Source organism: Pseudomonas sp. RW409 (assembly GCF_003184125.1).
In the GTDB taxonomy this organism is placed as follows: Bacteria; Pseudomonadota; Gammaproteobacteria; order Pseudomonadales; family Pseudomonadaceae; genus Aquipseudomonas; species Aquipseudomonas chlororaphis_I.
In genome coordinates this window covers 194276-215622 of record NZ_QHHP01000040.1, presented here as the reverse complement: position 1 = coordinate 215622, position 21347 = coordinate 194276, and the positions used below count along the sequence as shown (strand labels likewise).

Genomic DNA, 21347 nt, shown 5'->3' with positions numbered 1-21347 from the left:
GGGCTTATGAGGCGGGGATACCTTCACGCTTGATTCTTGGAACGGGGATACCCAAGGCGCGAAGTTGTTCGAAGGGGTTCATGAATTCACGGCTCTGCGTGATCTTGCCGTCATCCAGTTCGAAAGAATGGATGTAATGGTTTTCGCAATAACCTTCGGGATAACCGGGAACCAGAGTCTTGCCGCGACCGTCGCTCTCCACCCAGAAGTGGTTGGGGTTATCGGTTTCAAACACCCGGACGTTGTGCCATTGCCAGTCTGGAAAGCACTTCTCCAACCATGCGCCGAGGGCGGCCAGCTTCGCGTGGCCCTGGAACACGAGGGGTTTACCGGTTTCGGTGTTCCAGGAACCGCCACTGCCATCCTGAGTGAACAGTTCATGCCGGCGCAGGCGATCTTTGCCGTTAGTGCGCATGTACTGTTCGACGGTGGCGCGATTTTTCTGGCGAAGTTCAAGATGATCATTAAAGCCGCTAGGGGAAAGCGAAGCAGGCATGGGCAGCATCCTCCTTAGTTGGGGGTGATAATGTTGAAAGTAAATATTTAGTTAATTGACGTGGGTGAATATTTACAGTGTTTAACTATGTTCCTGCGTGGCGGTGCTGAGCGGGTGTTGTTTATACACCTGCGTTTCTTGGGGGTGGAACTACCAGATCTTGTAGTGATTAGCGTATGAACGGGTTGGCTGCAGCCCACCGAATGAACTGTTGCATTATTGTGAAGAGGCAGGTTCATTCGTCGGCTGAAAGGTGGTAATGGCTTACTAACATCGCCGGGATGCAATGTTCTAAGTAGTTGGTAGGATTAGGCGCAATGAATCTAGTGCTAGCGCAAAGCCTTCTATGACGATGTGATTTTGCTTGTTGACAGAGATTCAGGTTGGTCTAGTCTAACGGCCTGTTTTCAACTTTAGTGGTGCTCAAAATGGAATTAGGGCAGCAGTTGGGATGGGATGCGTACTTTTATAGTATCTTTGCGCGAACCATGGATATGCAGGAGTTTACGGCTGTCGCGTTGAGGGCCTTGCGCGAACTACGGTTTGATTTTTTTGCCTACGGCATGTGCAGCGTGACCCCGTTCATGCGGCCCAGGACTTATATGTACGGCAATTACCCCGAGGACTGGGTGCAGCGATATCAGGCGGCTAACTACGCGGTGATCGATCCCACGGTGAAGCACAGCAAAGTCTCGTCGGCCCCCATTCTATGGAGCAATGAGTTGTTCCGGGGATGCGCGGACCTGTGGTCTGAAGCCAAGGATTCACATTTATGCCACGGCCTGGCACAACCCTCGTTCAACGCCCAGGGGAGGGTCGGGGTGTTAAGCCTGGCGCGCAAGAACAACCCCATCAGCCTTCAGGAATTTGAAGCCTTGAAGCCGGTGACCAGAGCCTTTGCCGCCGCGGCCCACGAGAAAATTTCCGAGCTGGAGAGCGACGTGCGTGTCTTCAATACGGGCGTGGCGTTCAGTGGGAGGGAATGTGATGTGCTGCGCTGGACGGCCGACGGCAAAACCTCGGAGGAAATCGGCGTGATCATGGGGGTGTGCACCGATACCGTGAATTACCATCACCGCAACATCCAGCGCAAAATCGGCGCCAGTAACCGCGTGCAGGCAGTGTCTTACGCAGTCGCGATGGGCTATATCTGAGGGGCATTCAAAAAGGACGACTCGGCCCGTATCAAGCTGTCTCTTTCAATAATGTGTCGGACATGAAGGCTGACGGTGCGACCGCGCTGCGATGGTGCTCGCGGTGGGCCGAGAGTTTGATGGCGAGGATTTTCTCATTCTGGTGCACCGTGACCGGGCCCAGCCGTTCGTAGTGGACGCCGTTGATTTTGTAATAGCGCTCCATGGTGCTGTTGACGATCCCGACGATGGCCTCTGCGCCCGCCAGGGCGGCCGTCTTGAGGCTTCTCCAGAACAACGGCATCGCCAATTGCGGTTCGCAGGTGGTGAAGCGAGTCATTTCCCAGATGGCTGCATGCTTGGGCGGCGCCTCGGCGCAGGCATGGCTGAACACCCCTTCAAGCAGGTTGGGGAGCGTGGTGGGAATCAGCCGGGCGCAGCCAACGATGGCGCGGTCTGCATTGAACGCCAGGAGGTAGCGGGCGTGTTCGGTGTCGTATTGATCCCATTCACAACCTGCCTGGCTCGGATGGGCGGGCAGCCGCCATCCGAGTTTCTCGACGAATTGTTCGTGCCGAAAGCGGCCGAGCATGAGTTTCAGCTCATCGTCCATTTCGCTCAGTGTGTGCTCTTCCATGTGCATTGCTGGGGTTCCTTAGGGATGGAGTGCAGTTTTATAGAGGACTTGCACAGGCTTGGCACCTGCAAGATCTGGTAGGGGCTTCGGTGGAATCGAGGTCAAGCCATTCGTTGGGGGCTTTGTCGAAGCGAGCGGCGGCGACAGGGGCATTGATCCAGCCGTCGGCATTGAAGGCAATAGTCTGGCCCAGGCAGTCGCAGAGAATGCTTCGTGCGCTCATGGGGCAAGAGGGCGGAGGGAAGGCGAGGTAGAGGGGGGATACGAGGAGAGATAGCCAGAAACAACAAAGCCCGCACAAGGCGGGCTTTGTTGAGGTACTTGGTGGTACACAGACATTTGAACTGGGCATGTAATATACTAATTTTATTGATTATTTTGTATTCGTGTTTTTTAGGGGATACACATGGGGATACAGGGTGCTGTCTGCTGGGGTGTTTTTGGCCCGTTTCCCGCTGGCTGAAAAAGCCGCTGAGGTTCGTTGCTCCATCCCCGACGAACGGTAAACGTCATCGTGATAATCCCGTCGCCGGTGCAAAGGTGTGGTCATCACCACCACTCCTTTGATGGATCGGTCCAAAAGTGGCCCGATTATCTCGCCCCTCACTTTTGAGGAGTCATCGCCACACTTTGCGGCAATGGTGTTGGCGCCGTGTGGCGGTTCCACCACACAGAGGCGTTCTTGCCATTCACCCGCGCCAGCACCACCCCGGATCAGGGTAGTGGTCATTCACGGGTGTTTTCACAACCACGCCATTCGATGCTCTGTCATGGAGGGCGCAAATCATCGATTGAGGCAAATAGCAGTCGTCAGGATGAGCTGACCTCCCATTTCGTTAGGTCAGTTGTTGTGAACCAGATTCAGGCAGGTTTTTCGGCGCGCCTCTCATCAACTCATCTATCCTCCAAACTTTGAGCGCAAATTTGAAGCGGTTCAAAGCACGCAAGGAAAACGACTAATGGCCATCCCGCATACTCCGACATTTGTTCCGCAGCCTGCTGATACTCCCGCATCCGAGATCGCCTTGCGGGTACTTGTTGAGTTTGCAGGAGGAGAGACTCATGTCATCGGCACAGCCGTGATCATAGCGGGCCATTTAGCAGTTACTGCCGGACACGTTTTGGACGATATCACCACTAGATTTGGGAGCGGTCAATCGGAGGGTAGTAAGCAGGTGGTTTCCGATTACGCGATACGGCTTTATCAAATAACCCCTGGGCCGGAATACGTAGTATGGAACGTCTTTACGGCTTGGCGTTGCCCTGACTCGGACCTAGCGCTTTTACATCTTGGACTACACGGGAGTAGTGACCCAACAAAGCCGATTGCCTGGCGAACCACTCCAGTGCATTTCACGACACCTTCTGTGGGCACTCCAATAGCTGCTTTTGGGTACCACAGCTCTGTGCCACGAACGACCCCGAATGCGGATGGTGGTTACCATCTCGATCTTGACGATAAGCCTACAACGTCCACTGGTGTGGTCGAGGAAATACTACCTGCCGGTCAACCCAGTGGTAATTTTACCTTTCCATGCTTCCGCGTTGCGGCGCGTTTTGACGGTGGAATGAGCGGAGGGCCTGTATTCGATGAGGCAGGCATGCTGAGAGGCATCATTTCAGGCACCTTGTCCGCAGGTGATGAGATTGATCCTCCAATCAGCTATGTCTGCATGTTATGGCCTCTTTTACGGCTCCGTATTGATGTAAATCGCGGCGACGCTCACCCCCGAGACGTGAAGTACCCATTGATTCACTTGGTTCGTGATGGGCTTATCCACTCACAACCGTCTAGTTTTGAAGGTATTCATCCTTCCCTGATCAGTAGTTGGATGAGTACTGAAGTAGAGCCTTCTAAGTCATAGCTATCCGCACAAAAAGTGCAAGGTCAGTCGATTTGTTATGCCGTGCTTTTGCCTGCTGTCAGGTCCGGGGCTTCCCAATAAATTCTTGACGAGCATCAAGCTCCAGCACGCCACCTTCAACGCTGGAACCAGCGCATTGCTTGGGTTATGGGTAACTTGCCCGCGTTCTGTAGTCGGAAATCCGTCTAGGGCCTGTCTAGTATTGCCTGGTGCGCTAAGCATTTGTCTGGTCCGGTATTTCACCACAGCATCCCGCCAGCGCGGGTCTGGATACTGGTCGGGCAGTTACCTTGACGACTACCTCTTGAATTCTTGACGAGGCTGGCGCCGGCCAGGCTGCGGGAAGCCCGCAAAGTGTTGTCCTGCGTGGCTTTCAGCGTTCCAGCTACTGGTGGCGAATGACCAATCCGTCAATATCTGTCAAAAATTTCGTCAAGGTTCCGTCAAGGGTGGTCAAGGATTATGGCCTCGTTTGCCTGGGGCGGCCGCGGGCCATTGGTCCCGCAAGTGACCGTTGCGGTCCCTCCCGGTTTCTGGACGTGGTGGCTATCCGGTTTGCTGCCCGACCTGCTTCCGTCCACGCTGGCTGTGGCTCTCAGCTGGAGTAGTTCAAGCTGCCATTGCGGCGACCGTCCAGAGCCTGTCCAGAACTCGTCTGGGGTCTGTCGGGGGTATGAGACAGCCAAGCCCGTTTCTTTGACGGCCGCCGCATGTAACGGACCTCAGACGCCCACGCTATATGGGTTCCGTCTCATGCCTGTCTCACATTCCGTTAAAGCGTGGCGCTGTGACGAATAGTTTTCCTGAAGGGACAGGAGGAGGGGAGAACGTAGGCGCTATAGGCTGTGTTGCTTCAGAAATCGAGCAATCTTTATTTTGACGTCGGGGGAAGTGTCAAAACCTCCTCGAATCCGTAGGTACTCGTCAGTGAGGAACGGATCGTGAGTTCTGATCTGGTTTTGCGCTACGCCGGTCTCGAGGGCGTCCACTCTTTTTATCACCGCTTCACGGTAAACGACCCAGCTGTCATGTTTAACGAATCGGTGTGAGCCCGGCGAAAGTATGCATGTCGTGTCTGCGTATTTGCCCGGATAGACGGAAGAGATGTTCACGAGCAATACAACGTTATCACCCTGAAACGGACAATAAACTGGGTCGTTGATCACTATGTGTAAATGATCAGAGCCGCCAGTAGGGATCAACAAAGTTCCTTTCTGAAGTATTGTCCCTGGCATCAAATGAACTCAGATATTTTCCTAGCAAGGGCCCGCCGCTCACGGAGATCCTGCGCTTTGCTTTCAGCAAGATCCTCACCAACGCCGAGGGCTATGAAGGTAGATTTCGGATCAATATCTACCGAGGTGCCGTGCGGGTCGCGCCATTCGGGGATGTGCTTATGAGTGTAGTCCCGAAGCTGGTATTTGTTCATGTGCCCAAATTGATGCCAGATGGCGTCAAGTACCGAAAAATCGGAACGACTCAACTCATCAAGGTCATCAAAATTTTTCAACTCTTTGGACAGCTTCACTTCATGATCAGAGGGTGGCGAGATCCAGGAGCTCCATTCCTTCGATTTCCGTTTACCTTTAATCAAGTCCAAGGTCGCAGACAAAACGGGGCCATGAGTCATCGAAACTGCTCGATCCTCTGACATTGGGACGTCAAACCTGTTCATCGACTCTCGATCAGCTAAGTACATCAGCTTGATGAGCTTCAGATTGGGCAGCGAACCTTCGGCGCGGGCCAAGAAGAAAGCTGCGATCTGCGCTACTTTCTGTTCACTGAAAATCACGTGTTACCTCTCTTCCCCAGTCCCTGGGATGGTCCTGCGTGCAAATGGTCGCGAATTATCAGCCGGCCTATATGTTAGTCAAGAGGCCATCCCACAGGTTCCGCCCAACGGTATCGATATACCTAGTAAATGGCATGAGCAACCGTGAAAGGCCCGCAAAGGTCATCCTGTTTGCGTTAGCTATAGCACTCCATGAACGCCCGCGCACGCAAAGCACCATAAAGAATCGACATAACCATTCAACTGGACTGCGGAAATCGCGAATTGCATGAGAGCGGGTCGCGTATGGATTGGAAGCCTCGTTGTGCCGACTCATTAGATTTATTTCGAAGTTAACTAGGTTTCCAGAGAAAACACCTATTTTTTATGGAAACCACCGTGGAAACCTCGCGTTTGGTAACCGCTCGTTCTGATAGCCGCGCCGGTAACCGTCAGCCAGGTTCGCGCCAGCATCGCGTAGGAAGGTGCGTACCTGGCTGCGTACCATCGGCACACAGCTCGCTCCCACAGAACGTTCGCGCACTCCAGGTGCGTGAAGACACTGCGTGAAGGGTGCGTGAAACCTTGCCGGGGGAGGGCTTCGCGCATTGACCAAGTGCGCGACGGAAGTGCGTGAGAGACTGCGCGAAACACGCCGGCCGGAACTTGGCGCTAACCTCCATGGGGTGTCTCGGCAAGGCGATCTGATGCGCCAGTGACCAAGGGGCGAAGCGGTCACCGGTGGTGGTCACCGCGCATGGTAACCACTGACAGCGGTATCCGTTTTATCTAGTCAAATACTCCCTGGCGATACAGCTGCTGGAGGCAATCCTCCACCAGTGGGTTGATTTCGCTCGTCGGGCAGATTGCGCAAATATCACGGAGAGAGCCAACCTCGAGCGTGAACGGGCCTCCATCCGCATCGGGTCGATCCAGAGCAATACGATATTCACGCTGGTGCTGGTAGCTATCTCGTTTATTGAAGGGGATTTTTTCGTCAGCAAAGTTGCCATTGAACGTCGCAGCATCGTAGTAGCTGACCAGACCAGCGGTTGCATCAAAGTTTTCTCGTTTGATAGCTGCTATCACCCGCTCTTGAAAAGCCCGTGCATTCACAATCAATACGGAATGACTTCCCAGTTTTTCGACGTCTTCATTCAATCTTTGGCTGGCTACGAACGCTTGAAAATTATCTTTGGTGATTGGTGGAAACAGACCATCGTGGATGCAGAACAAACAGCAGAGATTGAGATCGTCGTGATGTTTATATTGGACGATCATTGGACCGGCCATTGCCGACGCGGGAATTTCCATCTCATTTATAATGAGCCTGACTTGATCAGGTTGGAAATGAGACGCCACGGCTTCAAACCTATCGCCCACGTTTGCCTCTTCTTGCTCCTCGTAAGCTTTGAAATATCCCAATGTGTTCATGTAGAGCTTTCCATCGAGGAAATCGTCTCGATATGCTGCTTTCTCAAAAGCTTTGGCGTAGAAGTGAATTCGTACAGTCATGCGCTCGTCTTCGTGGCTTGGAAGTACGGATGGTAGCTGATTGTTTTCCTCGGTTCGGTGTCCAGAGTGGGCAGGCCCGGCATGCAAGGGATGCCGGGCGATCTGGCCAGCTTCAGCAGCCTGACATTGGCCAGCCAATCAGCCTGTTAATAATTATCAAGATTGGTGGGCGCCAGGCGACTCCGTGACGGAGATCCCTTTGATGGATGGTAACCCGGTAAGGTGGTTACTTTTGGTGGTTACCGGTCTGGTTCCAACGCTCCGGCAAGACCACCAGTGAGAGACGATATGGTTTCAGTTGCGCCATATCGCCTATCTCAAGGCAACGCCAAAAACTCTCTGGTACGCGACCTCAAAGGGTACTTGGCAAAATGTCGACATCGGCCTCGCTGCTGATGAACACGCGGTATTTCTTGTTTTGCCCAGCGTTCAAAGATACTTCCCGCTCTCGCCGATCCGCGGCCGTGCCACAAAGCCCGCTGCCGATTACCCCCGCCCCAAGGACGACCTCACCGGCCGGAATTTTGAATGTGGCCTTTTCTTTCGTTGATAGCTTGGCCACCAGTTTGCCGTCGACATAAATACCCATGTCGCAACCCGAACTGATGAACCCGGAGTCTCGCACCACGGTAAGCGTTCCGTAGGGCGTAGCAGGGGTGATCTGGAACGAATACACCTTGTCCGGGCCTACTTGTCTTGCTTTATCGGTAGGTACTGCAGAGGTCGAGCAACCCACCAACAGGGCACCTAACAAGCACGGGGCAATTATCCTTTGCATTGCGGCTCTCTCCATAAAATGAGGAATGTATCACCCCCCTCAACAAGTTGGGGTCGCTTGCTGAAGGCCACCCCATTGAGTCGAGTATGTGCAAGCTACATTTGGTCTTCGGCGTAGATCCCGGCGCTGATGATCGCACCACCCCATCGACGGTAGCCGATGCAGATTGGTACCGGGTTCCCGCTGGCAGTGGTGTTTCGCGCCGATCCAAATGCGTAACTTGGTGCATTTTCGGGTGATGCACTCTGCTTAAGACCAGAGACCTGGGGGCTGAGCATTTGGATTACGCCACCAACGCCCACCACCGCCCCCATTTTCATCATGGGCACACCAACAGCACCGCCGCCAAGCGCGGTAACCACCGCCCCTGCCATCACAAGCACGGCCCCTATGACCGTTTGCAGAGATCCAGCACGCTTGCTCCCACAGATCACCGGAACAATCTTGATCTCGCGACAACCACCCAGCTCAAATTCTTCCTCTCCGACATTCTTTCCATTTCGGAACACTGCGAACTCGAGACCCCTGGTCTTGGCGCTGGCCAACTCCTGAAAGAATCCTGGGTGGTTCACGTCGATAGCCCTCATCGCTTCCCGGGTATCCCCGCGATCGAGAAGAAAGGTGTGCTCTTTTCCGAACTTCTTACCGAGCGATCCGCACAAGGTGATTTTGGTTCGTGGGGTGTACTCAATTGCTAATGCGGTCATGGCCTTTTCCTCTTATTTAGCGTTGGTGGTGTGGGTTGGTACTGCGGCGCCGATCTGCATGGCTAGCATCATTCGAGCGGCCATCGCGTCGTTTCGAATCGCGATCTCGCGTTTCACGTCGGGATTCCAGGCTGAACAGTGAGTCGATTGATAAGCCCGGGCTCCGCGGTACTCGATGCGCATCAGTTCGGCGGAGACTCTGGCCTCTTCCTCGGTGAAGAAAGGCCCCTCGATCTCGACCCTTTCACCATCCCGAACGTGTTGAACGGTCCACACGACATACCCTCCGATCGTGCCGGGGTCAGTGGTGAAGTCCGTGGCCTTACACGCTTCGGCGAAGCGTATGTGATGTGACATGTGTTGCCTCCTTCGGCGCCTTGGCGCGATTGTTGGGCTGATGCCCGGTGGTGTTGCTCTATGTGTCGCGACACGTTTTGCGAGTGACCAAAACGTGTCGCGTACCGAAAGGGTTATTTGCTGACGAGGCGCAGGTCTGGTGGCAGCTTCGGGCCGAACGGCCCGCCGGGCGCGAAAGGATCGGGCAGTAGGTGCTCCGGGCATTCCTTGATGAAGTTCGCCATCGCGAGCTGGCAGGCGTTGAACAATGGCGCGTCGTTCCAGTCCTGCCCGCGGCGAGTGGCGCTTTCCTCGAGTGCATAGGCGAACACCAGATCGGCGAGGCTGGCCAAGCCATCCTTACGTGCCGTCTCCCGCTCCACGGTATTGATTGCCAGCAGGTCGCACAGCCGATCGAATCCAAGCCCTTCGGCCAGGCCCTCGGTGTCCAGCACCAGAGAGCGACCGAAACCGGAGAGCACTGTGCGCAGGTCTTGCCACTCCGACCCGCGGTGGTCGGCGGCTGCCTGCTCAATCTCAGTGATGGCGCTGGCGGTGAATGGCAGGTACTGGCGCAGTTTGCTGGCCTTGCGGCGCATGGCCCGGCGCTCAATGCGGATCGAATCAAGCCGCGCCCCGAAGATGCGGCAGATCCGCCGAGTGGTGATCAAGCTGGTGCTCATGCTGGCGCCTGGTTTTTTGGCAATGTCCACCAGGGCAATGACGATGCTGGTGCTCATGGGTGAGCCTCCATAGATGTGTTGTCGTAGCTGGCACGCAGGTGAGCGCCAACCGTGCAATGGCGGCCGGTGGGCGCGTAGCAGCCCCGACAAGCCATGATGTGGTTGAGGTATTGGTCACGGGCCAGTCGCCACTCAGGTGTGGCAGTGGCGGCGCTTGCGTGTGGGCTGGTGACGAACCGGGGAGTGCGCTCGATGCGGTTGGCCAGCACTAGGTTCGAGCGAGGTTGAGGCCGACTATCCACTTTTGGCGAGTCGGTACCGGTAACGGCTGGCGGCATGTGATTGAGCAGGCCGGAAAGGAGGCTCACAGCGTCACCTCGCCCCGATTGTTCGTAATCCAATGTTCCTGTGATTTCAAAAACACCGGCAACAGCGGCAACAATGGCAACAGCCCCGTAAACCGTGGCCTCCAGGCGTTGCCGATGCTGCCATTTCGTTGCCACCGGTTTTTTACCGGCAACAGTGATAACCAAACGGATGGATTGAACCGCTTACTTATGTTGAAAATGAGGTGTGTGTTGCCAGTTGTTGCCACTTTTTTTATAGGCCGGCAACGGCTGTAAGCCTCGCCCCACAAGGCCGTTGCCGGTGTTGCCACTGTTGCCAGTGATTCTAGGTTCCTGTGAACTCGGGCAATCCGGGCAAGTGGTGTTTGGGGACCGTTCATGCGCCACCCCCTTCGCGATCTATTACCTCTGGATCGACCACGTACAGGCGAGCCTGGCCACCGCCCGGGAGACGGTAGTTTTTGGTTTTGCGTTCGCTGTCGCGGCGGGCGAGAACGTTTGCACCCTCCAGCGCCTTGATGATGCGAGACAGGCCGTAGCCATGGGCGGCCTCGATCAGAGCTGGCTTGTTGAACAGATACAGACGGTTGTTGCCCACGAGCTCCCAATAGCCGGCCCGGTTGAATACCTTGGTGTCGGGTGTCGTGTCGTCGACATCGGAAAAGCGGCTGCTGCCGTGGCGATCGATAAAATCGAGGATGCCGGCCAGGATCTGGCGATCTTCGGCATTGCCGCTACCGACCCGGCTGAGCCATTCGCCATACAGCAAACGGCAGTCGGCGAGGGCGGTGCCCGGCTCCCAGGGCAGCAGCCCGTAGGCGGTGGCCATCTCGCCCGCCAGCGCGATCACCGCGAAACGGTCAGCCACTCGGCCGGCCTGGGCGTTGTCTTCGACGAAGGTGGCGCGCACACCGGCAAAGTCTTCGAGCAGCCCGGCCTGGTCGTCGCTGGCGAGCAGCTTCTCGACGAACGCTGGTCCGAGGTGGCCATGGTGGGCGCCGACCGCCACGGTGAGCTGGCGGTGAAAGTCTGCGCCCTCCAGGCCGTGCAACTCATCAAAGGCCCGATGCGTGCGGGTGCCGGCGTTCACGTCGACCATGCGCAACTCGGCGCCAGCGTGAGCAGCATTGCCGGATATGGCGGCGTGTTCGGAGAGGGAGCGCTCGCCGCTGGAGAGTGTCAGCAAGCGCCAGCTCAATTTGGCGCGACCTTCACGCTCCCGGGTCATGGTGCCTTTGCCCTGGCCGTTGGCGAGTGAGTAGGCCATTTCCTGGACGCGCTTGGGGTCGGCGCGCTTGATCTCGTCCAGGGGCAAGATGGTGTCGTTACGGCTCGACGCCTCGATCTCCAGGCCGCCCTTGGTCATGTCCCAACTGGCGGCGAACACCCCCGGGTCACCCCACACCGACGAGCCGATCAACTGCGCCAGCGACTTGCCGCTCGAGCTGTCGCCCACCAGGTGAACACCACCGCCCAACACACCGACCAGGCTTAGCAGCGGCCCAGCCAGCGAACAGCCGATTGCCAGCGTCAGTACCGGGTTGCCGGAGCACTTCGCGGCCACTTCTGTTTGCCATAGCGCCAACTCGCCGCGGCGACTGAAAAGCACCTGGGCCTTGTTGCTGGCCTGATACCGTACCTTGTCGCTGCCGATCGTTCGCCCGGGCAGCACAAACGCCCCCGACTCGTGCCAACCCGGCCGGCTGGTGGTGGCAAGCACCTCGGCGGGGCGCTGGTCGAGCAAGTACTCCATGAACGTGCCGCGTTTCTTGAGGGCGATGATGACGCCCATGCCGAACAGTGCACGCCGGGCGTCTTCACCACTGCCGCCGAACACCTCCATGGCGATGATCCATTCCTTGATCCCGCTCTCGGTCACCAGGCGCAGCAAACGCCCTTCGCTGCCGTCGTCGCTGTTGGTGGTGCGGGCGACGACAGTCACGGGGCTGGCAATCCACTCATCGGTGATAGGCCGGTCGCCGATATCGCCATCGGCGTCGTCCTGGTCGGCGGCGGCACGCTTGAAGCTGTGCCAGTAAACGCCCGGGCGCAGCTTGCGACCTTTCTCGTTGGTTACCCAGTGCTCGTACACGGCCCAGCAGGGACGATCAGGCGCAATGGTGGCCACATCAGGTCGAAGGTTGATCACGTTGGTGTCAGGCTTGGACATGGGCGAGCTTCCAGTTGGCGAGGTCGTTGAAGTCGGTGAGGTCGTCAGGGGCGCCCTCTGGCCATTCCGGAAAGGCCACTTGGCCACCCACGGCCGCTGCCGCGGCATTCGCCGCTTTGCGTCCGGGGTTACCGTCGGTGAGTCGATCGTCGTCGCCGGCGATCACGATTGCCTGCCCCGGGTAGCGGGAGCGCAGGCCCATCGCCGCCGGGATCAGGTTGCCCGCGTTCATGGCAGCGGCGACGACGTAGCCGCCGTGCTGGTGGAGGCTGGCAGCCGTCGCCCACCCCTCACAGATGCAGAGCGGGGTACCTGGCTCGATGATGCCCAGCGGCGAATAGGTGCCCTTCACGCGACCACCGGGCAAGAAGCGCTTGGCGCCGTCCGGGGCAATTCGTTGCAGGTTGACCAAGTGCCCATCCAGGTACAGCGGGATCAGCAGATCAGCGCCGCGCTGGCGCAGGCTGTAGGAGCGAACCGCTTTGGCGGCGAGGTATGGATGGTCTGGCGAGGCGCGGCGCGCATTCCGCCACCAGCGGTTGGCCAACTCCGCGGCCTGCTGCTGGCGCTGGTGCTGCTCGGCCTCACGCTGGCGCCGGGCCTGGTCCACTCGTTCACGGACCTGCGCCGCTTCCTGGGCGTCCACCGGCTCACGACTACACCAGGTGCTGGCGCCGCCAGCTTTCCAACTGCCGAACGCGCCAGAGGCGATGCCGTCCAGGTACAGCACGTACCAGCCGTTGAGGGTGCCCGGCTTGTCGTCCGGGACGCGGAACCGGTGAATGGTACCGTCGGGCAGGGGAAGCCAATCGAGCGGCCCGTAGACGGCCTGGAGCGCATCACGGAATAGGATCGTTGCGTCAGTCATGCGGCCCCCTTCGGCGGGGTAAACCGCTTGGCCAGACTCTCCAGTTGCAGCGTGAGTCGCTCCAGTTCATCGCAGTGACGGCCTTGGTCGCCTTCCGAGATGCGCAGCTCCAGGAAGCCAATCAGGGTTTCCACCAGCAGCGCATAGCTGGCGCTGTCGATGTGCGAGCCTGTGCTGGGCGGACCGCCGCTACCTTTGCGCTTGAGCGGAGTCATGTTACCCATGGCGACCTCCCGGCGATCAGCACCAGCAAAGGCCCGGCAGACCTGGCCGTTGTTCACGCCGTGCCAGTGGGTAATGTCGTCGATTGCGTCAACCAGGCAGGCCGTCACCTGAGCGCCAGCACTACGCATAACTACGCGCCCACACTCGGCGTCGGCCTCGGTCAAAAACGGTCCCAGCAACGCCCTGGGCATCTTCGGGTGGATGACGTAAAACAGCTCGATGGCTTTTTTCGGGCAAGCCGATCCCGTCGACGCTGATGCGCCGTTTTGAATTTTCATGGTTTAAGTCTCTTCGGAGGCTGTTGGTTCGAACCGTGCTGTGCCGTCGCGCATCGCACGCAAGCCCAGGACTGCTGCCCGCGCTACCGACTCTGCAAAGCCGATCTCCAGACTTGTATAGTGACCACCCATGCCGGTGATCGCGAACTCGATAGCGTGAAATGCTTCGGTTTCATCGTGGGCGGCGAGCTCGTAAACCTCGCACTCGAAGAGACCGATACCCTTCTTCCAGTCAGAAGCCACACCCGGATTGTTCCGAGGCCAGTTAACCAAACGGCCTTCGGAGTCGCGTCTGGTGAAGCTCAGATCGTCCCGCGTTTGGATGGCATTCATTTAGCCACCTCCGCAGCGTCCAGCGCTTTCTGCATCTTCTCGACTTCACAGTCGACGTAGTTCGCCCAGTCGTAACCCAAGAAACTGCCGAGGTTGGCCAGCTCCTCAATGTCGCGAGACTTGCCGTGCTTCATATCCTTGATGATGGAGTTGAACAGCACGCGCATGTGATTGATGCGTTCGTGAGTGGCGCGGAGCAGGTCGAGAGCATCGTCGGTGATGCTGGCAGTGGTCTGACTCATTGCGCACCCCCGTTGTCTATTCCACTCCGCTTACCAACCACGCCATAGGAGGCGCCCAGGTGACGATGCCGCCAGCAGAAATTTCCGCTGAAGGTGCGGATTTGCTCAAGGTGCCGTGCGATATCACAAGCCAATTCATTGTTGTAGCCACCCATGGCGGGTATCACGAACGTCAGCAGGATTTTCTCCAGCTCCGCGCATTCTTCCCTGGCGAAGTTCATTGAGCACATTTCGTTGGCATCCAGAACTGCTTCACGCAGCACCTCGCCCTCGATGGTTGCTATGGCAGGCAATGTCTGCAGATTCATTGCATACCCCCTTGCGCTTCCAGACTGCGAACGATGCTCATGTGGGCGTTATAGCGGGCGAGACGAACGGAGAGGGACGAGTTTGCGCGGAGAGCGCTCAGGGCCATGCGGCGGTGAACAAAGGCGCGAATTGCGGACGGAATGAGGGCGTGTTTCATGGGTGTAGCTCCTTTTGCTGGGGAGCTACCACCGTTCGCGACCAAGCGAATTTGGGTGGCAGCTGTGCGCGGGTTGGTCGACTGGGGCAAAAGGAACCCAGCAGGCCCGAAGGCCTCCCGCACACAGCCGCCATAAAACGAAACTGCGAGCGCAAAAAAAGCGCCTGCAATCGAAATGGGGGCGCTGTTGCGCCTTTTGCTTACCGGGCGACCAAACCCGATCGCTGAATTTGCAGCGACGGGTAAACCATACCGGCGAGCATGATTGCTGGCAAGAAAAGTTATCGACCTTTCATCGCCGATCATGAATGTGGTGTTCATGCGGCATCACTCCGAAGGTGCTTGGCGGTCAGGCTTTGGACGTAGCGCAGGAGAGATGCTTTACGGGCTGCGAAGTCTTTTCCCTGGCCGATCAGCAACACGTCGCGGATCTCGATCAGCGTCACCAGCAGCAGCTCATGTGCGGTGAGTTCGTCGCGATTACGTCCAGCAAATTGGCCGGTGATTACCTGGTTGATCAACTTGGCTTCGTTGATGAAGTGGTGGCGTTGGGGAGTCTTGCCGTTCTCCTCGTAAGCGATTGCCAGAGCGTCACACAGGCCGCGATAGCCGACGGCAGATTGCTGGCGGGCTTGCTGCCAATTGGCTTGGTCACCACGCACCAGCACGTCGATCTGCTCATCGCACCAGATTTCAAAGTCTACAGAGAGCCAGCGAGCGAACTTCACTGCGAGTTTTGGGTGGAGCCAGGTGCCGCTGTTGGCAGTGTTGCCCCGACGGGTTGTCACAAGAGTAATGCGGGATTTTCCCGTATTACTCTCGGCCATCCTGCTGGCGAGCTTCTTGATGTACTCCTCGGTGGAGCCAAGGCGCAGCCAATCATTGGGAACCTTGCCGAAGCGGGCTGCTGCAACGGTGGCGTTGATCCAGCCGTCAGCGTTGAAGGTGACAGTCTGGCCCTGATAGTCGAAGGGAACGATGCGAGCCTTCATGGCGTCACCCCTGCCGGTGGATTGGTGCTGAGGTAGTAGAGCGCCATGCCGCGATGGGTACGACCTTGATCGTCGGTCAGCGTGAGACGCTCCGTCATGATCCTGTGGCCCATGTCGCGCAGCTCGTTGATGCGGGCCCCCGGGCGAACGATGTTCAACTCGCGGATGGCGGTGAAGGTATCAATCGGGCCTGCTTGCAAGCGCTCCAAAAGGCGAGCGCGTTGAGCTGTTCCGCTGGTATTCTCGACGTGAGTATTTTTGTGGCTGGCCTGTTGGTCGACCTTTTTTTTGTTCATTAGGCGGTCACCTCGCGCAGAGCGATGCGCTGGCGCACCCAGGCTTGTGCCTCAGCCAAAATCCAGCCGACAGGTGCCCCGCGCGATTTGCTATCGCTCAACGGTACGGGGCGTGGGAAGGTCGGATCGTCTTTGAGGCGTTTGTAGATTGTCGGACGCGCATAGCCTGTGATCGCGGACAGTTCGCTAATGCGGATGATGACAGTGGAAGGGTCAAAGTGATGGTTTGTCGCAGTTTCTGGGTGTGTATTAGCTTGGATGGTACTCATGGTCTTTATCCCGACTGATATAGATTGGTGTGTCGCCGGGGATAGATTTAAAGTTGTTCAGACGATTAACTGAAGTCATCGTAGAGTGTGTTTTACATTCCGGGCCAGCCATCATAGGTAACTCTCCCGGCATCGAAGTGCCGGGATTTTAATCCGGCGCTCAGGCGTTTCTTTCCTGTTCCGGAATGATTTTTACTGTGTCTGATTCCAGCTTTTTAATCGACCTCCTTTCCTGATCCTCGGCTACGATTTGCCCTAGATACTTTTCCAGTCGGACTGTTGCGGTGATTAAGCGTACCGTGGAACCGGTAATCGTCTGCTCCATGAGAGGTTTCACGACCTTTCTGAGTCGCTCGCCCATGTCAATGTCACGATCCTCCATGGATACTGAGTCTGGTGGAAATAAGGCGTTGGCTATCTGAGTGTTAGTGAGTCGGACGTTATTGATTTCGGCCCATTGGTAAAGATCGAAAGCAGCCAATATCTTGAATTTGTGCCACTTCTGAAAGTCCTCATCATTAAATGAACGCTTAAATCTATTATTGATCTCATCTCTTGCACCAGCGAGCCATATACTAAATGAAAGCTTTAAGGTCTCGTCGTCGCTATCCAAATCAACGGTTATGGGGATTCCATGGCAGAACTCCGGAGCCAGCCAGCCTACTTTTCCTATAGCGTCATTTTTTAACGATTCTTCTTTTTGATATATCGCTATTATTTCGTCAAGAAGTTCCCAGTGTCCTGGCTGTCCAACTACTGAGCAAACTTTCTGATATAGCTCTTGCCATCCTTGATCAACTGACCAAGACGCTGAGATAACGGCCATATCAGCAGCATTCATTGTCCTAACGGGGAAGGGGTTAGTGTGTCGATCGCCAAGGTTGAAGCTTTCTATTGATCTGCTTGCAAAGATCTCAAAAAAAGCTTTCTGCTTGTCGATTGATAGGCGGCTTTTCGCTTCAAGGAATCTCGATCGCAGCTCAATGCTAGCCCCCCACTCATCCGCGCTTTCGGGTAATTTGTAATTGGATAGATCAAACCATTCTGGAATCTTGGCTCTGGCCATTGTCGCCTCCCAGGCGTCCCCTTTTGAATAGATTGGCCAACCAGGCGGTTGGGAAGTCCACTTTTCGCTCCGTCGAACTAGGTTGGCCAAAACGGTTGTTTATACGAATACTGTCTATTTGAACAGTGATGGCTCTCAGTCTATATGCGTCTATACGGCCAATGGAAGACCCCCATCAAGCCCTTTTGCCGAAGTCGCCTTGCACCACTATTCCACCAGCAAGACCGTCGAGGTAGTTCGCGTACCATTGCATCATCGTCGCTCGCTGCGGCAGGTACTGGGCCTTGTTGTAGACGCCAGCAACGCCAGGCTTTTTGTGTGATAGCTGGGCCTCGACGTGGTTCTCGTCGAATCCGTTTTCGTTGAGTACCGTCGACGCGATATGACGGAAGCCGTGACCAGTTTGTCGGCCTTCGTATCCCATCCGGCGTAGAGCCATCAGAAACACGGTGTCACTCCGCGGCTTGGTGTGGTCACTGCGGCCAGGGAATAGAAGCGGGTAACTACCTGTGTATTTGCGCAATTCCTCCAGCGCCTCGATCGCTTGCGACGAAAGCGGCACCAGGTGCTCAAGTCCCTTCTTTCGGCCTTTGCGCTCGACGGGGATCGTCCAAACCTTCTTCGCAAAGTCGAACTCAGACCACTGTGCTTCGCGTAGCTCGCTGGGGCGCACGGCGAACAGGCTCAGCAGACGCAGACCGAGACGCACGTCGTGGGCGTGTGGATAGGCTGCGATGGCGCGGATCAAACCGGGGAGTTCATCGGGTGAAACGTGGGCGTAGTTCTCGGCCTTGCCGGACTGGAGGTACTTTTGCAGGCCTTCAAGCGGGTTGTGAGTTGTCCGGCCAGTCACCCTGGCCAAGTCGTAGGCGTCTCGGCAGTACGAGCGCACACGGCTCATCTGCTCGAGAATTCCCTGCTGCTCCATGCTGCGCAGAAACTCCATCCACTCGAGGGGGGTGATTTCTGTATAGGGGCGCTTGCCGAACACAGGGAAGACGTGACGCTCCAGGGCACCAATGATTCGCTTCGCAGTGCCTGCGTCCCAGTTGGTGAGGCGTGAGGCGTACCATTCCCGCGCCAGCGGCTCGAATGTCTCGCCGGCGATCTCTCTGTCCGCTTTCTTGCGGACCTGTTTTGTGATGATCGGATTTTTCCCATCGGCGGCGTCGGTGCGGAGTTCGGCAGCTTTCTGCCTGGCCACCGATCCGCTCACCTCAGGGTAACCGCCAAGTCCAAGCCAAGACCATTTGCCGTCGGGCTTCTTGTAGCGGAACTGCCAGGACTTTTGACCGTCGGTCTTCACACGGAAATAAAGGCCGTTCCCGTCGAGTTCGCGATACTCCTTGGCATCGGGCTCCAGGCCGGCCAATGCGGTATCGGAAAGCGGACGGCGCTTTATCTCGGATCGCTTCATTTTGGTTTGTATCCCCTCGGTTCAATTATTTGCCGAGGATACACAGCGGGATACACGGAGGGAAGGTATAGGGGAATACAGGGAGAGATAGCCAGAAACAAGAAAGCCCGCACTAGGCGGGCTTCTTGAGGTTGTTTAGAGACTTCCGTAGATGTCTGTAAACAGGTACTTGGTGGCTACACAGGGACTTGAACCCCGGACCCCAGCATTATGAATGCTATGCTCTAACCAACTGAGCTATGTAGCCAAGTGGCGCGCATTATTCGCGTAGAACGGTAAGGCGTCAAGCGCTTTTTATAAAAAAATTATCTACGCTATCAACCGTTTATCCAATTCCCTCCTGTAGCCGCCAGTGCATCCTGCGATTGCACGTGCAGCGGTCGTGACCCCTGACCCGCATTTTAGTCGCTACCCCGTATTGGCCGGTTTGCGTCGGCTGTGTTGCGGAACGCGGGCTTCGATGCTTGTTGTGCTGCGCATCAAGCGAAATATTCAAGTCGTTAGCAAGCTAAGGGGATAGCCGCGGCGCACCGAAAAATGGCACATTGGCCACCCCTGCAACTGCGCATCCATCTGCTGTACGGAAACTCTCATGGCTATCAGCAACCTTCAGTCCGCCTCCGTGGCGACTCCCGCGGCCTCTCAAAGCAGCCCTCTGGTGCTGCGTATCATCGGCGCGGTGGCGCTGGCGCATTTGATCAACGACCTGATCCAGGCGGTGCTGCCGGCGATCTACCCGATGCTCAAGGCCAGCTACGGCCTGACCTTCACCCAGGTCGGCCTGATTACCCTGACCTTCCAGCTCACGGCCTCGCTGCTGCAGCCCTGGGTCGGTTATTACACCGACCGTCATCCCAAGCCGTACCTGCTGCCGGTGGGCATGGTCTGCACCCTGATCGGCATTCTGATGATGTCCCAGGTCGGCAGCTTTGCCTTGATCCTGCTGGCGGCGGGGCTGATCGGCGTCGGCTCCTCGACCTTCCACCCGGAAGCCTCACGGGTGGCGCGGCTGGCTTCCGGCGGGCGCTACGGCCTGGCGCAATCGAGCTTCCAGGTCGGCGGCAACGCCGGCACCGCCTTCGGCCCGCTGCTGGCGGCGGCGATCATCATTCCTTTCGGCCAGGGCAATGTGGCCTGGATGGGCCTGTTCGCGGTGTTCGCCCTGGGGCTGCTCTACGCCATCAGCCGCTGGTACGCCAGCCACCTCAAGCTGTTCAAGCTCAAGCAGGGCCAGTCGGCGACCCACGGGCTGTCCAAGGGGCGGGTGCTCAGCGCCCTGGTGGTGCTGGGGCTGCTGGTGTTCTCCAAGTATTTCTACATGGCCAGCCTCACCAGCTACTTCACCTTCTACCTGATCGAGAAGTTCGACCTGTCGGTGGCCAGCTCGCAGCTGCACCTGTTCCTCTTCCTCGGCGCGGTGGCGGCCGGGACCTTCTTCGGCGGGCCGATCGGCGACAAGATCGGGCGCAAGGCGGTGATCTGGTTCTCGATCCTCGGCGTGGCACCGTTCACCCTGCTGCTGCCCCATGTCGACCTGTTCTGGACCAGCGTGCTCAGCGTGGTGATCGGCTTCATCCTGGCGTCGGCGTTCTCGGCCATCGTGGTCTACGCCCAGGAGCTGGTGCCGGGCAATGTCGGCATGATCGCCGGGGTGTTCTTCGGTCTGATGTTCGGTTTCGGCGGGATCGGCGCGGCGCTGCTGGGCCACCTGGCGGACATCCACGGCATCGAGTACGTGTACTTCCTGTGCTCGTTCCTGCCGCTGTTCGGCCTGCTGGCGATCTTCCTGCCGCGGACCCCAAAAGCCTGAGTGCATGCCGTGAACGAAAGGGCGCCGACAGCGATGTCGGCGCTTTTTTTTCCCTTGGCCAAGGCGCTCGTCGAGTCAGATCGAGCAGTGTTGCCCGGCCAGCAGGATGCGTCCGAAGCTGCGCTTGGCATCCAGCGGGGTAATCGCCAGCAGCTGGTCGAGGCGTATTTCGAGCGGACCTTCGGCGTCCTCCAGGCAGAAGAATTCTTCGCCATTGGCGCTGGTGCGGGTGGTCTTGCCGAGCGCTTCGAACTGGCTGCCATCGACCCGTTCCACCAGCAGCCGGTAACCATGCATGCAGGCGATTTCCAGGTAGTCGTGCAGGTCGCAGTCCAGTGGTTTATAGGCGTTCATCCGCTCACCTCCAGGCCGGTCGCCTCGAAGCCCGCTCTCTGGAAACCTTGCAGTGGAATGATGAAATAGCCTTGGCGGGCGATGCCTTGCATCACCTGGGGATCGCCGATCCGGCTGTGGCAGAAGCGGCATTCGTTCTGCGATACGTCGCTTTCCCGCACGCCCAGGCTGTCCAGCCAGGCAAAGGCATATTGCCGGGCCAGGGCGGCGTCGTGGGTTTCGGTCAGCACGTCGAAGTGCAGGTAATGGCCTGCGCGGGTGCGCACATGGGTGTCGAAGACTTTCACGTTCAT

At 57.2% G+C, this 21347-nt stretch carries 26 protein-coding genes, 1 tRNA gene and 1 pseudogene; 3 read left to right on the top strand and 25 right to left on the bottom strand.

What is annotated here, in order from left to right; genetic code table 11:
* Window positions 1-4: 4 nt before the first annotated feature.
* On the bottom strand, window positions 5-496 hold the full coding sequence (locus tag DK261_RS19505; RefSeq protein ID WP_009050818.1) for a PhzA/PhzB family protein: 492 nt from the start codon (window positions 494-496) through the stop codon (window positions 5-7).
* A 428-nt stretch (window positions 497-924) separates the two neighbouring features.
* On the opposite strand from DK261_RS19505, the gene DK261_RS19500 reads away from it, so the two are divergent.
* Complete coding sequence (locus tag DK261_RS19500) at window positions 925-1650, top strand: autoinducer binding domain-containing protein (RefSeq protein WP_038635113.1); 726 nt, start codon at window positions 925-927, stop codon at window positions 1648-1650.
* A gap of 31 nt (window positions 1651-1681) precedes the next feature.
* Here DK261_RS19500 and DK261_RS19495 read toward each other — a convergent pair whose 3' ends face one another.
* Entirely contained in the window at window positions 1682-2272 is a 591-nt protein-coding gene (locus DK261_RS19495) for an acyl-homoserine-lactone synthase (protein ID WP_110176174.1), read from the bottom strand.
* 367 nt (window positions 2273-2639) lie between these two features.
* Window positions 2640-2996, bottom strand: coding sequence for a hypothetical protein (locus DK261_RS32920; protein WP_146218546.1), 357 nt, complete (start codon window positions 2994-2996; stop codon window positions 2640-2642).
* Window positions 2997-3225: 229 nt separating this feature from the next.
* Here DK261_RS32920 and DK261_RS33935 point away from each other — a divergent pair, with 229 nt between their 5' ends.
* Window positions 3226-4131, top strand: coding sequence for a trypsin-like peptidase domain-containing protein (locus DK261_RS33935; RefSeq protein WP_110176173.1), 906 nt, complete (start codon window positions 3226-3228; stop codon window positions 4129-4131).
* Window positions 4132-5365: 1234 nt separating this feature from the next.
* Here the strand turns inward: DK261_RS33935 and DK261_RS19480 are convergent.
* From DK261_RS19480 to DK261_RS19385, 20 genes and pseudogenes are all read right to left on the bottom strand, one after another.
* On the bottom strand, window positions 5366-5923 hold the full coding sequence (locus tag DK261_RS19480) for a Panacea domain-containing protein (RefSeq protein WP_177411721.1): 558 nt from the start codon (window positions 5921-5923) through the stop codon (window positions 5366-5368).
* A gap of 768 nt (window positions 5924-6691) precedes the next feature.
* The gene (locus DK261_RS32915; protein WP_146218545.1) at window positions 6692-7417 is read right to left on the bottom strand and encodes a hypothetical protein; all 726 of its coding nucleotides are present in this window, start codon (window positions 7415-7417) and stop codon (window positions 6692-6694) included.
* A 352-nt stretch (window positions 7418-7769) separates the two neighbouring features.
* Window positions 7770-8195, bottom strand: coding sequence for a hypothetical protein (locus DK261_RS19465; RefSeq protein ID WP_110176170.1), 426 nt, complete (start codon window positions 8193-8195; stop codon window positions 7770-7772).
* Window positions 8196-8290: 95 nt separating this feature from the next.
* Complete coding sequence (locus tag DK261_RS19460) at window positions 8291-8902, bottom strand: tail assembly protein (protein WP_110176169.1); 612 nt, start codon at window positions 8900-8902, stop codon at window positions 8291-8293.
* Between the two features lie 12 nt (window positions 8903-8914).
* Window positions 8915-9259 carry a hypothetical protein gene (locus DK261_RS19455; RefSeq protein WP_110176168.1) on the bottom strand — a complete coding sequence of 115 codons (345 nt, stop codon included), beginning with the start codon at window positions 9257-9259 and terminating at the stop codon, window positions 8915-8917.
* Window positions 9260-9372: 113 nt separating this feature from the next.
* Window positions 9373-9978 (bottom strand): hypothetical protein, encoded by a 606-nt coding sequence (locus DK261_RS19450; protein ID WP_110176167.1) that lies wholly within the window; start codon window positions 9976-9978, stop codon window positions 9373-9375.
* Window positions 9979-10285: 307 nt separating this feature from the next.
* Entirely contained in the window at window positions 10286-10648 is a 363-nt protein-coding gene (locus DK261_RS33055; protein WP_158286942.1) for a hypothetical protein, read from the bottom strand.
* Window positions 10645-12438 carry a DUF927 domain-containing protein gene (locus tag DK261_RS19440; protein ID WP_110176166.1) on the bottom strand — a complete coding sequence of 598 codons (1794 nt, stop codon included), beginning with the start codon at window positions 12436-12438 and terminating at the stop codon, window positions 10645-10647. Before DK261_RS19440 ends, DK261_RS33055 begins: the two co-directional genes overlap by 4 nt.
* The gene (locus DK261_RS19435; RefSeq protein ID WP_110176165.1) at window positions 12425-13306 is read right to left on the bottom strand and encodes a toprim domain-containing protein; all 882 of its coding nucleotides are present in this window, start codon (window positions 13304-13306) and stop codon (window positions 12425-12427) included. The genes DK261_RS19440 and DK261_RS19435 overlap by 14 nt, the downstream gene beginning before the upstream one ends.
* A 227-nt stretch (window positions 13307-13533) precedes the next feature.
* A pseudogene (locus tag DK261_RS19430) lies at window positions 13534-13809 on the bottom strand (hypothetical protein); the annotation flags it as partial.
* Window positions 13810-13812: 3 nt separating this feature from the next.
* A complete protein-coding gene (locus DK261_RS19425; RefSeq protein ID WP_110176164.1) occupies window positions 13813-14142 on the bottom strand; it encodes a hypothetical protein in 330 nt (109 codons plus the stop codon).
* Entirely contained in the window at window positions 14139-14384 is a 246-nt protein-coding gene (locus tag DK261_RS19420) for a hypothetical protein (protein ID WP_110176163.1), read from the bottom strand. Before DK261_RS19420 ends, DK261_RS19425 begins: the two co-directional genes overlap by 4 nt.
* Entirely contained in the window at window positions 14381-14692 is a 312-nt protein-coding gene (locus DK261_RS19415) for a hypothetical protein (RefSeq protein WP_092302009.1), read from the bottom strand. Before DK261_RS19415 ends, DK261_RS19420 begins: the two co-directional genes overlap by 4 nt.
* Window positions 14689-15171 carry a hypothetical protein gene (locus DK261_RS32910; RefSeq protein WP_146218544.1) on the bottom strand — a complete coding sequence of 161 codons (483 nt, stop codon included), beginning with the start codon at window positions 15169-15171 and terminating at the stop codon, window positions 14689-14691. Before DK261_RS32910 ends, DK261_RS19415 begins: the two co-directional genes overlap by 4 nt.
* Window positions 15168-15842 (bottom strand): KilA-N domain-containing protein, encoded by a 675-nt coding sequence (locus tag DK261_RS19410; protein WP_110176162.1) that lies wholly within the window; start codon window positions 15840-15842, stop codon window positions 15168-15170. The genes DK261_RS32910 and DK261_RS19410 overlap by 4 nt, the downstream gene beginning before the upstream one ends.
* Window positions 15839-16138 (bottom strand): helix-turn-helix domain-containing protein, encoded by a 300-nt coding sequence (locus DK261_RS19405; RefSeq protein ID WP_110176161.1) that lies wholly within the window; start codon window positions 16136-16138, stop codon window positions 15839-15841. The genes DK261_RS19410 and DK261_RS19405 overlap by 4 nt, the downstream gene beginning before the upstream one ends.
* Window positions 16138-16407 carry an AlpA family transcriptional regulator gene (locus DK261_RS19400; protein ID WP_110176160.1) on the bottom strand — a complete coding sequence of 90 codons (270 nt, stop codon included), beginning with the start codon at window positions 16405-16407 and terminating at the stop codon, window positions 16138-16140. Before DK261_RS19400 ends, DK261_RS19405 begins: the two co-directional genes overlap by 1 nt.
* A 160-nt stretch (window positions 16408-16567) precedes the next feature.
* Complete coding sequence (locus DK261_RS32905) at window positions 16568-17473, bottom strand: DUF6387 family protein (protein WP_146218543.1); 906 nt, start codon at window positions 17471-17473, stop codon at window positions 16568-16570.
* 175 nt (window positions 17474-17648) lie between these two features.
* Window positions 17649-18890, bottom strand: coding sequence for a tyrosine-type recombinase/integrase (locus DK261_RS19390; RefSeq protein WP_110176158.1), 1242 nt, complete (start codon window positions 18888-18890; stop codon window positions 17649-17651).
* Between the two features lie 170 nt (window positions 18891-19060).
* Window positions 19061-19137: transfer RNA gene (locus DK261_RS19385), tRNA-Met, on the bottom strand.
* A 345-nt stretch (window positions 19138-19482) separates the two neighbouring features.
* Here DK261_RS19385 and DK261_RS19380 point away from each other — a divergent pair.
* Window positions 19483-20700, top strand: a complete 1218-nt coding sequence (locus DK261_RS19380; RefSeq protein ID WP_110176157.1) for an MFS transporter — start codon at window positions 19483-19485, stop codon at window positions 20698-20700.
* Window positions 20701-20775: 75 nt separating this feature from the next.
* Here DK261_RS19380 and DK261_RS19375 read toward each other — a convergent pair whose 3' ends face one another.
* Both DK261_RS19375 and DK261_RS19370 read right to left on the bottom strand, forming a co-directional pair.
* Entirely contained in the window at window positions 20776-21054 is a 279-nt protein-coding gene (locus DK261_RS19375; RefSeq protein ID WP_041984178.1) for a Rho-binding antiterminator, read from the bottom strand.
* Window positions 21051-21347: a DUF2024 family protein gene (locus DK261_RS19370; RefSeq protein WP_110176156.1), complete on the bottom strand. Its 297-nt coding sequence runs from the start codon at window positions 21345-21347 to the stop codon at window positions 21051-21053. Before DK261_RS19370 ends, DK261_RS19375 begins: the two co-directional genes overlap by 4 nt.

Bases quoted from the DNA above. Each gene is read 5' to 3' on its own strand.
- DK261_RS19390 (WP_110176158.1), bottom strand. From the start codon at position 18,890: ATGAAGCGATCCGAGATAAAGCGCCGTCCGCTTTCCGATACCGCATTG.
- DK261_RS19500 (WP_038635113.1), top strand. From the start codon at position 925: ATGGAATTAGGGCAGCAGTTGGGATGGGATGCGTACTTTTATAGTATC.
- DK261_RS32905 (WP_146218543.1), bottom strand. From the start codon at position 17,473: ATGGCCAGAGCCAAGATTCCAGAATGGTTTGATCTATCCAATTACAAA.
- DK261_RS19455 (WP_110176168.1), bottom strand. From the start codon at position 9,259: ATGTCACATCACATACGCTTCGCCGAAGCGTGTAAGGCCACGGACTTC.
- DK261_RS19375 (WP_041984178.1), bottom strand. From the start codon at position 21,054: ATGAACGCCTATAAACCACTGGACTGCGACCTGCACGACTACCTGGAA.
- DK261_RS19400 (WP_110176160.1), bottom strand. From the start codon at position 16,407: ATGAGTACCATCCAAGCTAATACACACCCAGAAACTGCGACAAACCAT.
- DK261_RS19410 (WP_110176162.1), bottom strand. From the start codon at position 15,842: ATGAAGGCTCGCATCGTTCCCTTCGACTATCAGGGCCAGACTGTCACC.
- DK261_RS19465 (WP_110176170.1), bottom strand. From the start codon at position 8,195: ATGCAAAGGATAATTGCCCCGTGCTTGTTAGGTGCCCTGTTGGTGGGT.
- DK261_RS33055 (WP_158286942.1), bottom strand. From the start codon at position 10,648: ATGAACGGTCCCCAAACACCACTTGCCCGGATTGCCCGAGTTCACAGG.
- DK261_RS19425 (WP_110176164.1), bottom strand. From the start codon at position 14,142: ATGAATGCCATCCAAACGCGGGACGATCTGAGCTTCACCAGACGCGAC.
- DK261_RS32915 (WP_146218545.1), bottom strand. From the start codon at position 7,417: ATGACTGTACGAATTCACTTCTACGCCAAAGCTTTTGAGAAAGCAGCA.
- DK261_RS33935 (WP_110176173.1), top strand. From the start codon at position 3,226: ATGGCCATCCCGCATACTCCGACATTTGTTCCGCAGCCTGCTGATACT.
- DK261_RS19420 (WP_110176163.1), bottom strand. From the start codon at position 14,384: ATGAGTCAGACCACTGCCAGCATCACCGACGATGCTCTCGACCTGCTC.
- DK261_RS19495 (WP_110176174.1), bottom strand. From the start codon at position 2,272: ATGCACATGGAAGAGCACACACTGAGCGAAATGGACGATGAGCTGAAA.
- DK261_RS19415 (WP_092302009.1), bottom strand. From the start codon at position 14,692: ATGAATCTGCAGACATTGCCTGCCATAGCAACCATCGAGGGCGAGGTG.
- DK261_RS32920 (WP_146218546.1), bottom strand. From the start codon at position 2,996: ATGACCACTACCCTGATCCGGGGTGGTGCTGGCGCGGGTGAATGGCAA.
- DK261_RS19380 (WP_110176157.1), top strand. From the start codon at position 19,483: ATGGCTATCAGCAACCTTCAGTCCGCCTCCGTGGCGACTCCCGCGGCC.
- DK261_RS19450 (WP_110176167.1), bottom strand. From the start codon at position 9,978: ATGAGCACCAGCATCGTCATTGCCCTGGTGGACATTGCCAAAAAACCA.
- DK261_RS19440 (WP_110176166.1), bottom strand. From the start codon at position 12,438: ATGTCCAAGCCTGACACCAACGTGATCAACCTTCGACCTGATGTGGCC.
- DK261_RS19460 (WP_110176169.1), bottom strand. From the start codon at position 8,902: ATGACCGCATTAGCAATTGAGTACACCCCACGAACCAAAATCACCTTG.
- DK261_RS32910 (WP_146218544.1), bottom strand. From the start codon at position 15,171: ATGAACACCACATTCATGATCGGCGATGAAAGGTCGATAACTTTTCTT.
- DK261_RS19405 (WP_110176161.1), bottom strand. From the start codon at position 16,138: ATGAACAAAAAAAAGGTCGACCAACAGGCCAGCCACAAAAATACTCAC.
- DK261_RS19505 (WP_009050818.1), bottom strand. From the start codon at position 496: ATGCCTGCTTCGCTTTCCCCTAGCGGCTTTAATGATCATCTTGAACTT.
- DK261_RS19370 (WP_110176156.1), bottom strand. From the start codon at position 21,347: ATGAACGTGAAAGTCTTCGACACCCATGTGCGCACCCGCGCAGGCCAT.
- DK261_RS19435 (WP_110176165.1), bottom strand. From the start codon at position 13,306: ATGACTGACGCAACGATCCTATTCCGTGATGCGCTCCAGGCCGTCTAC.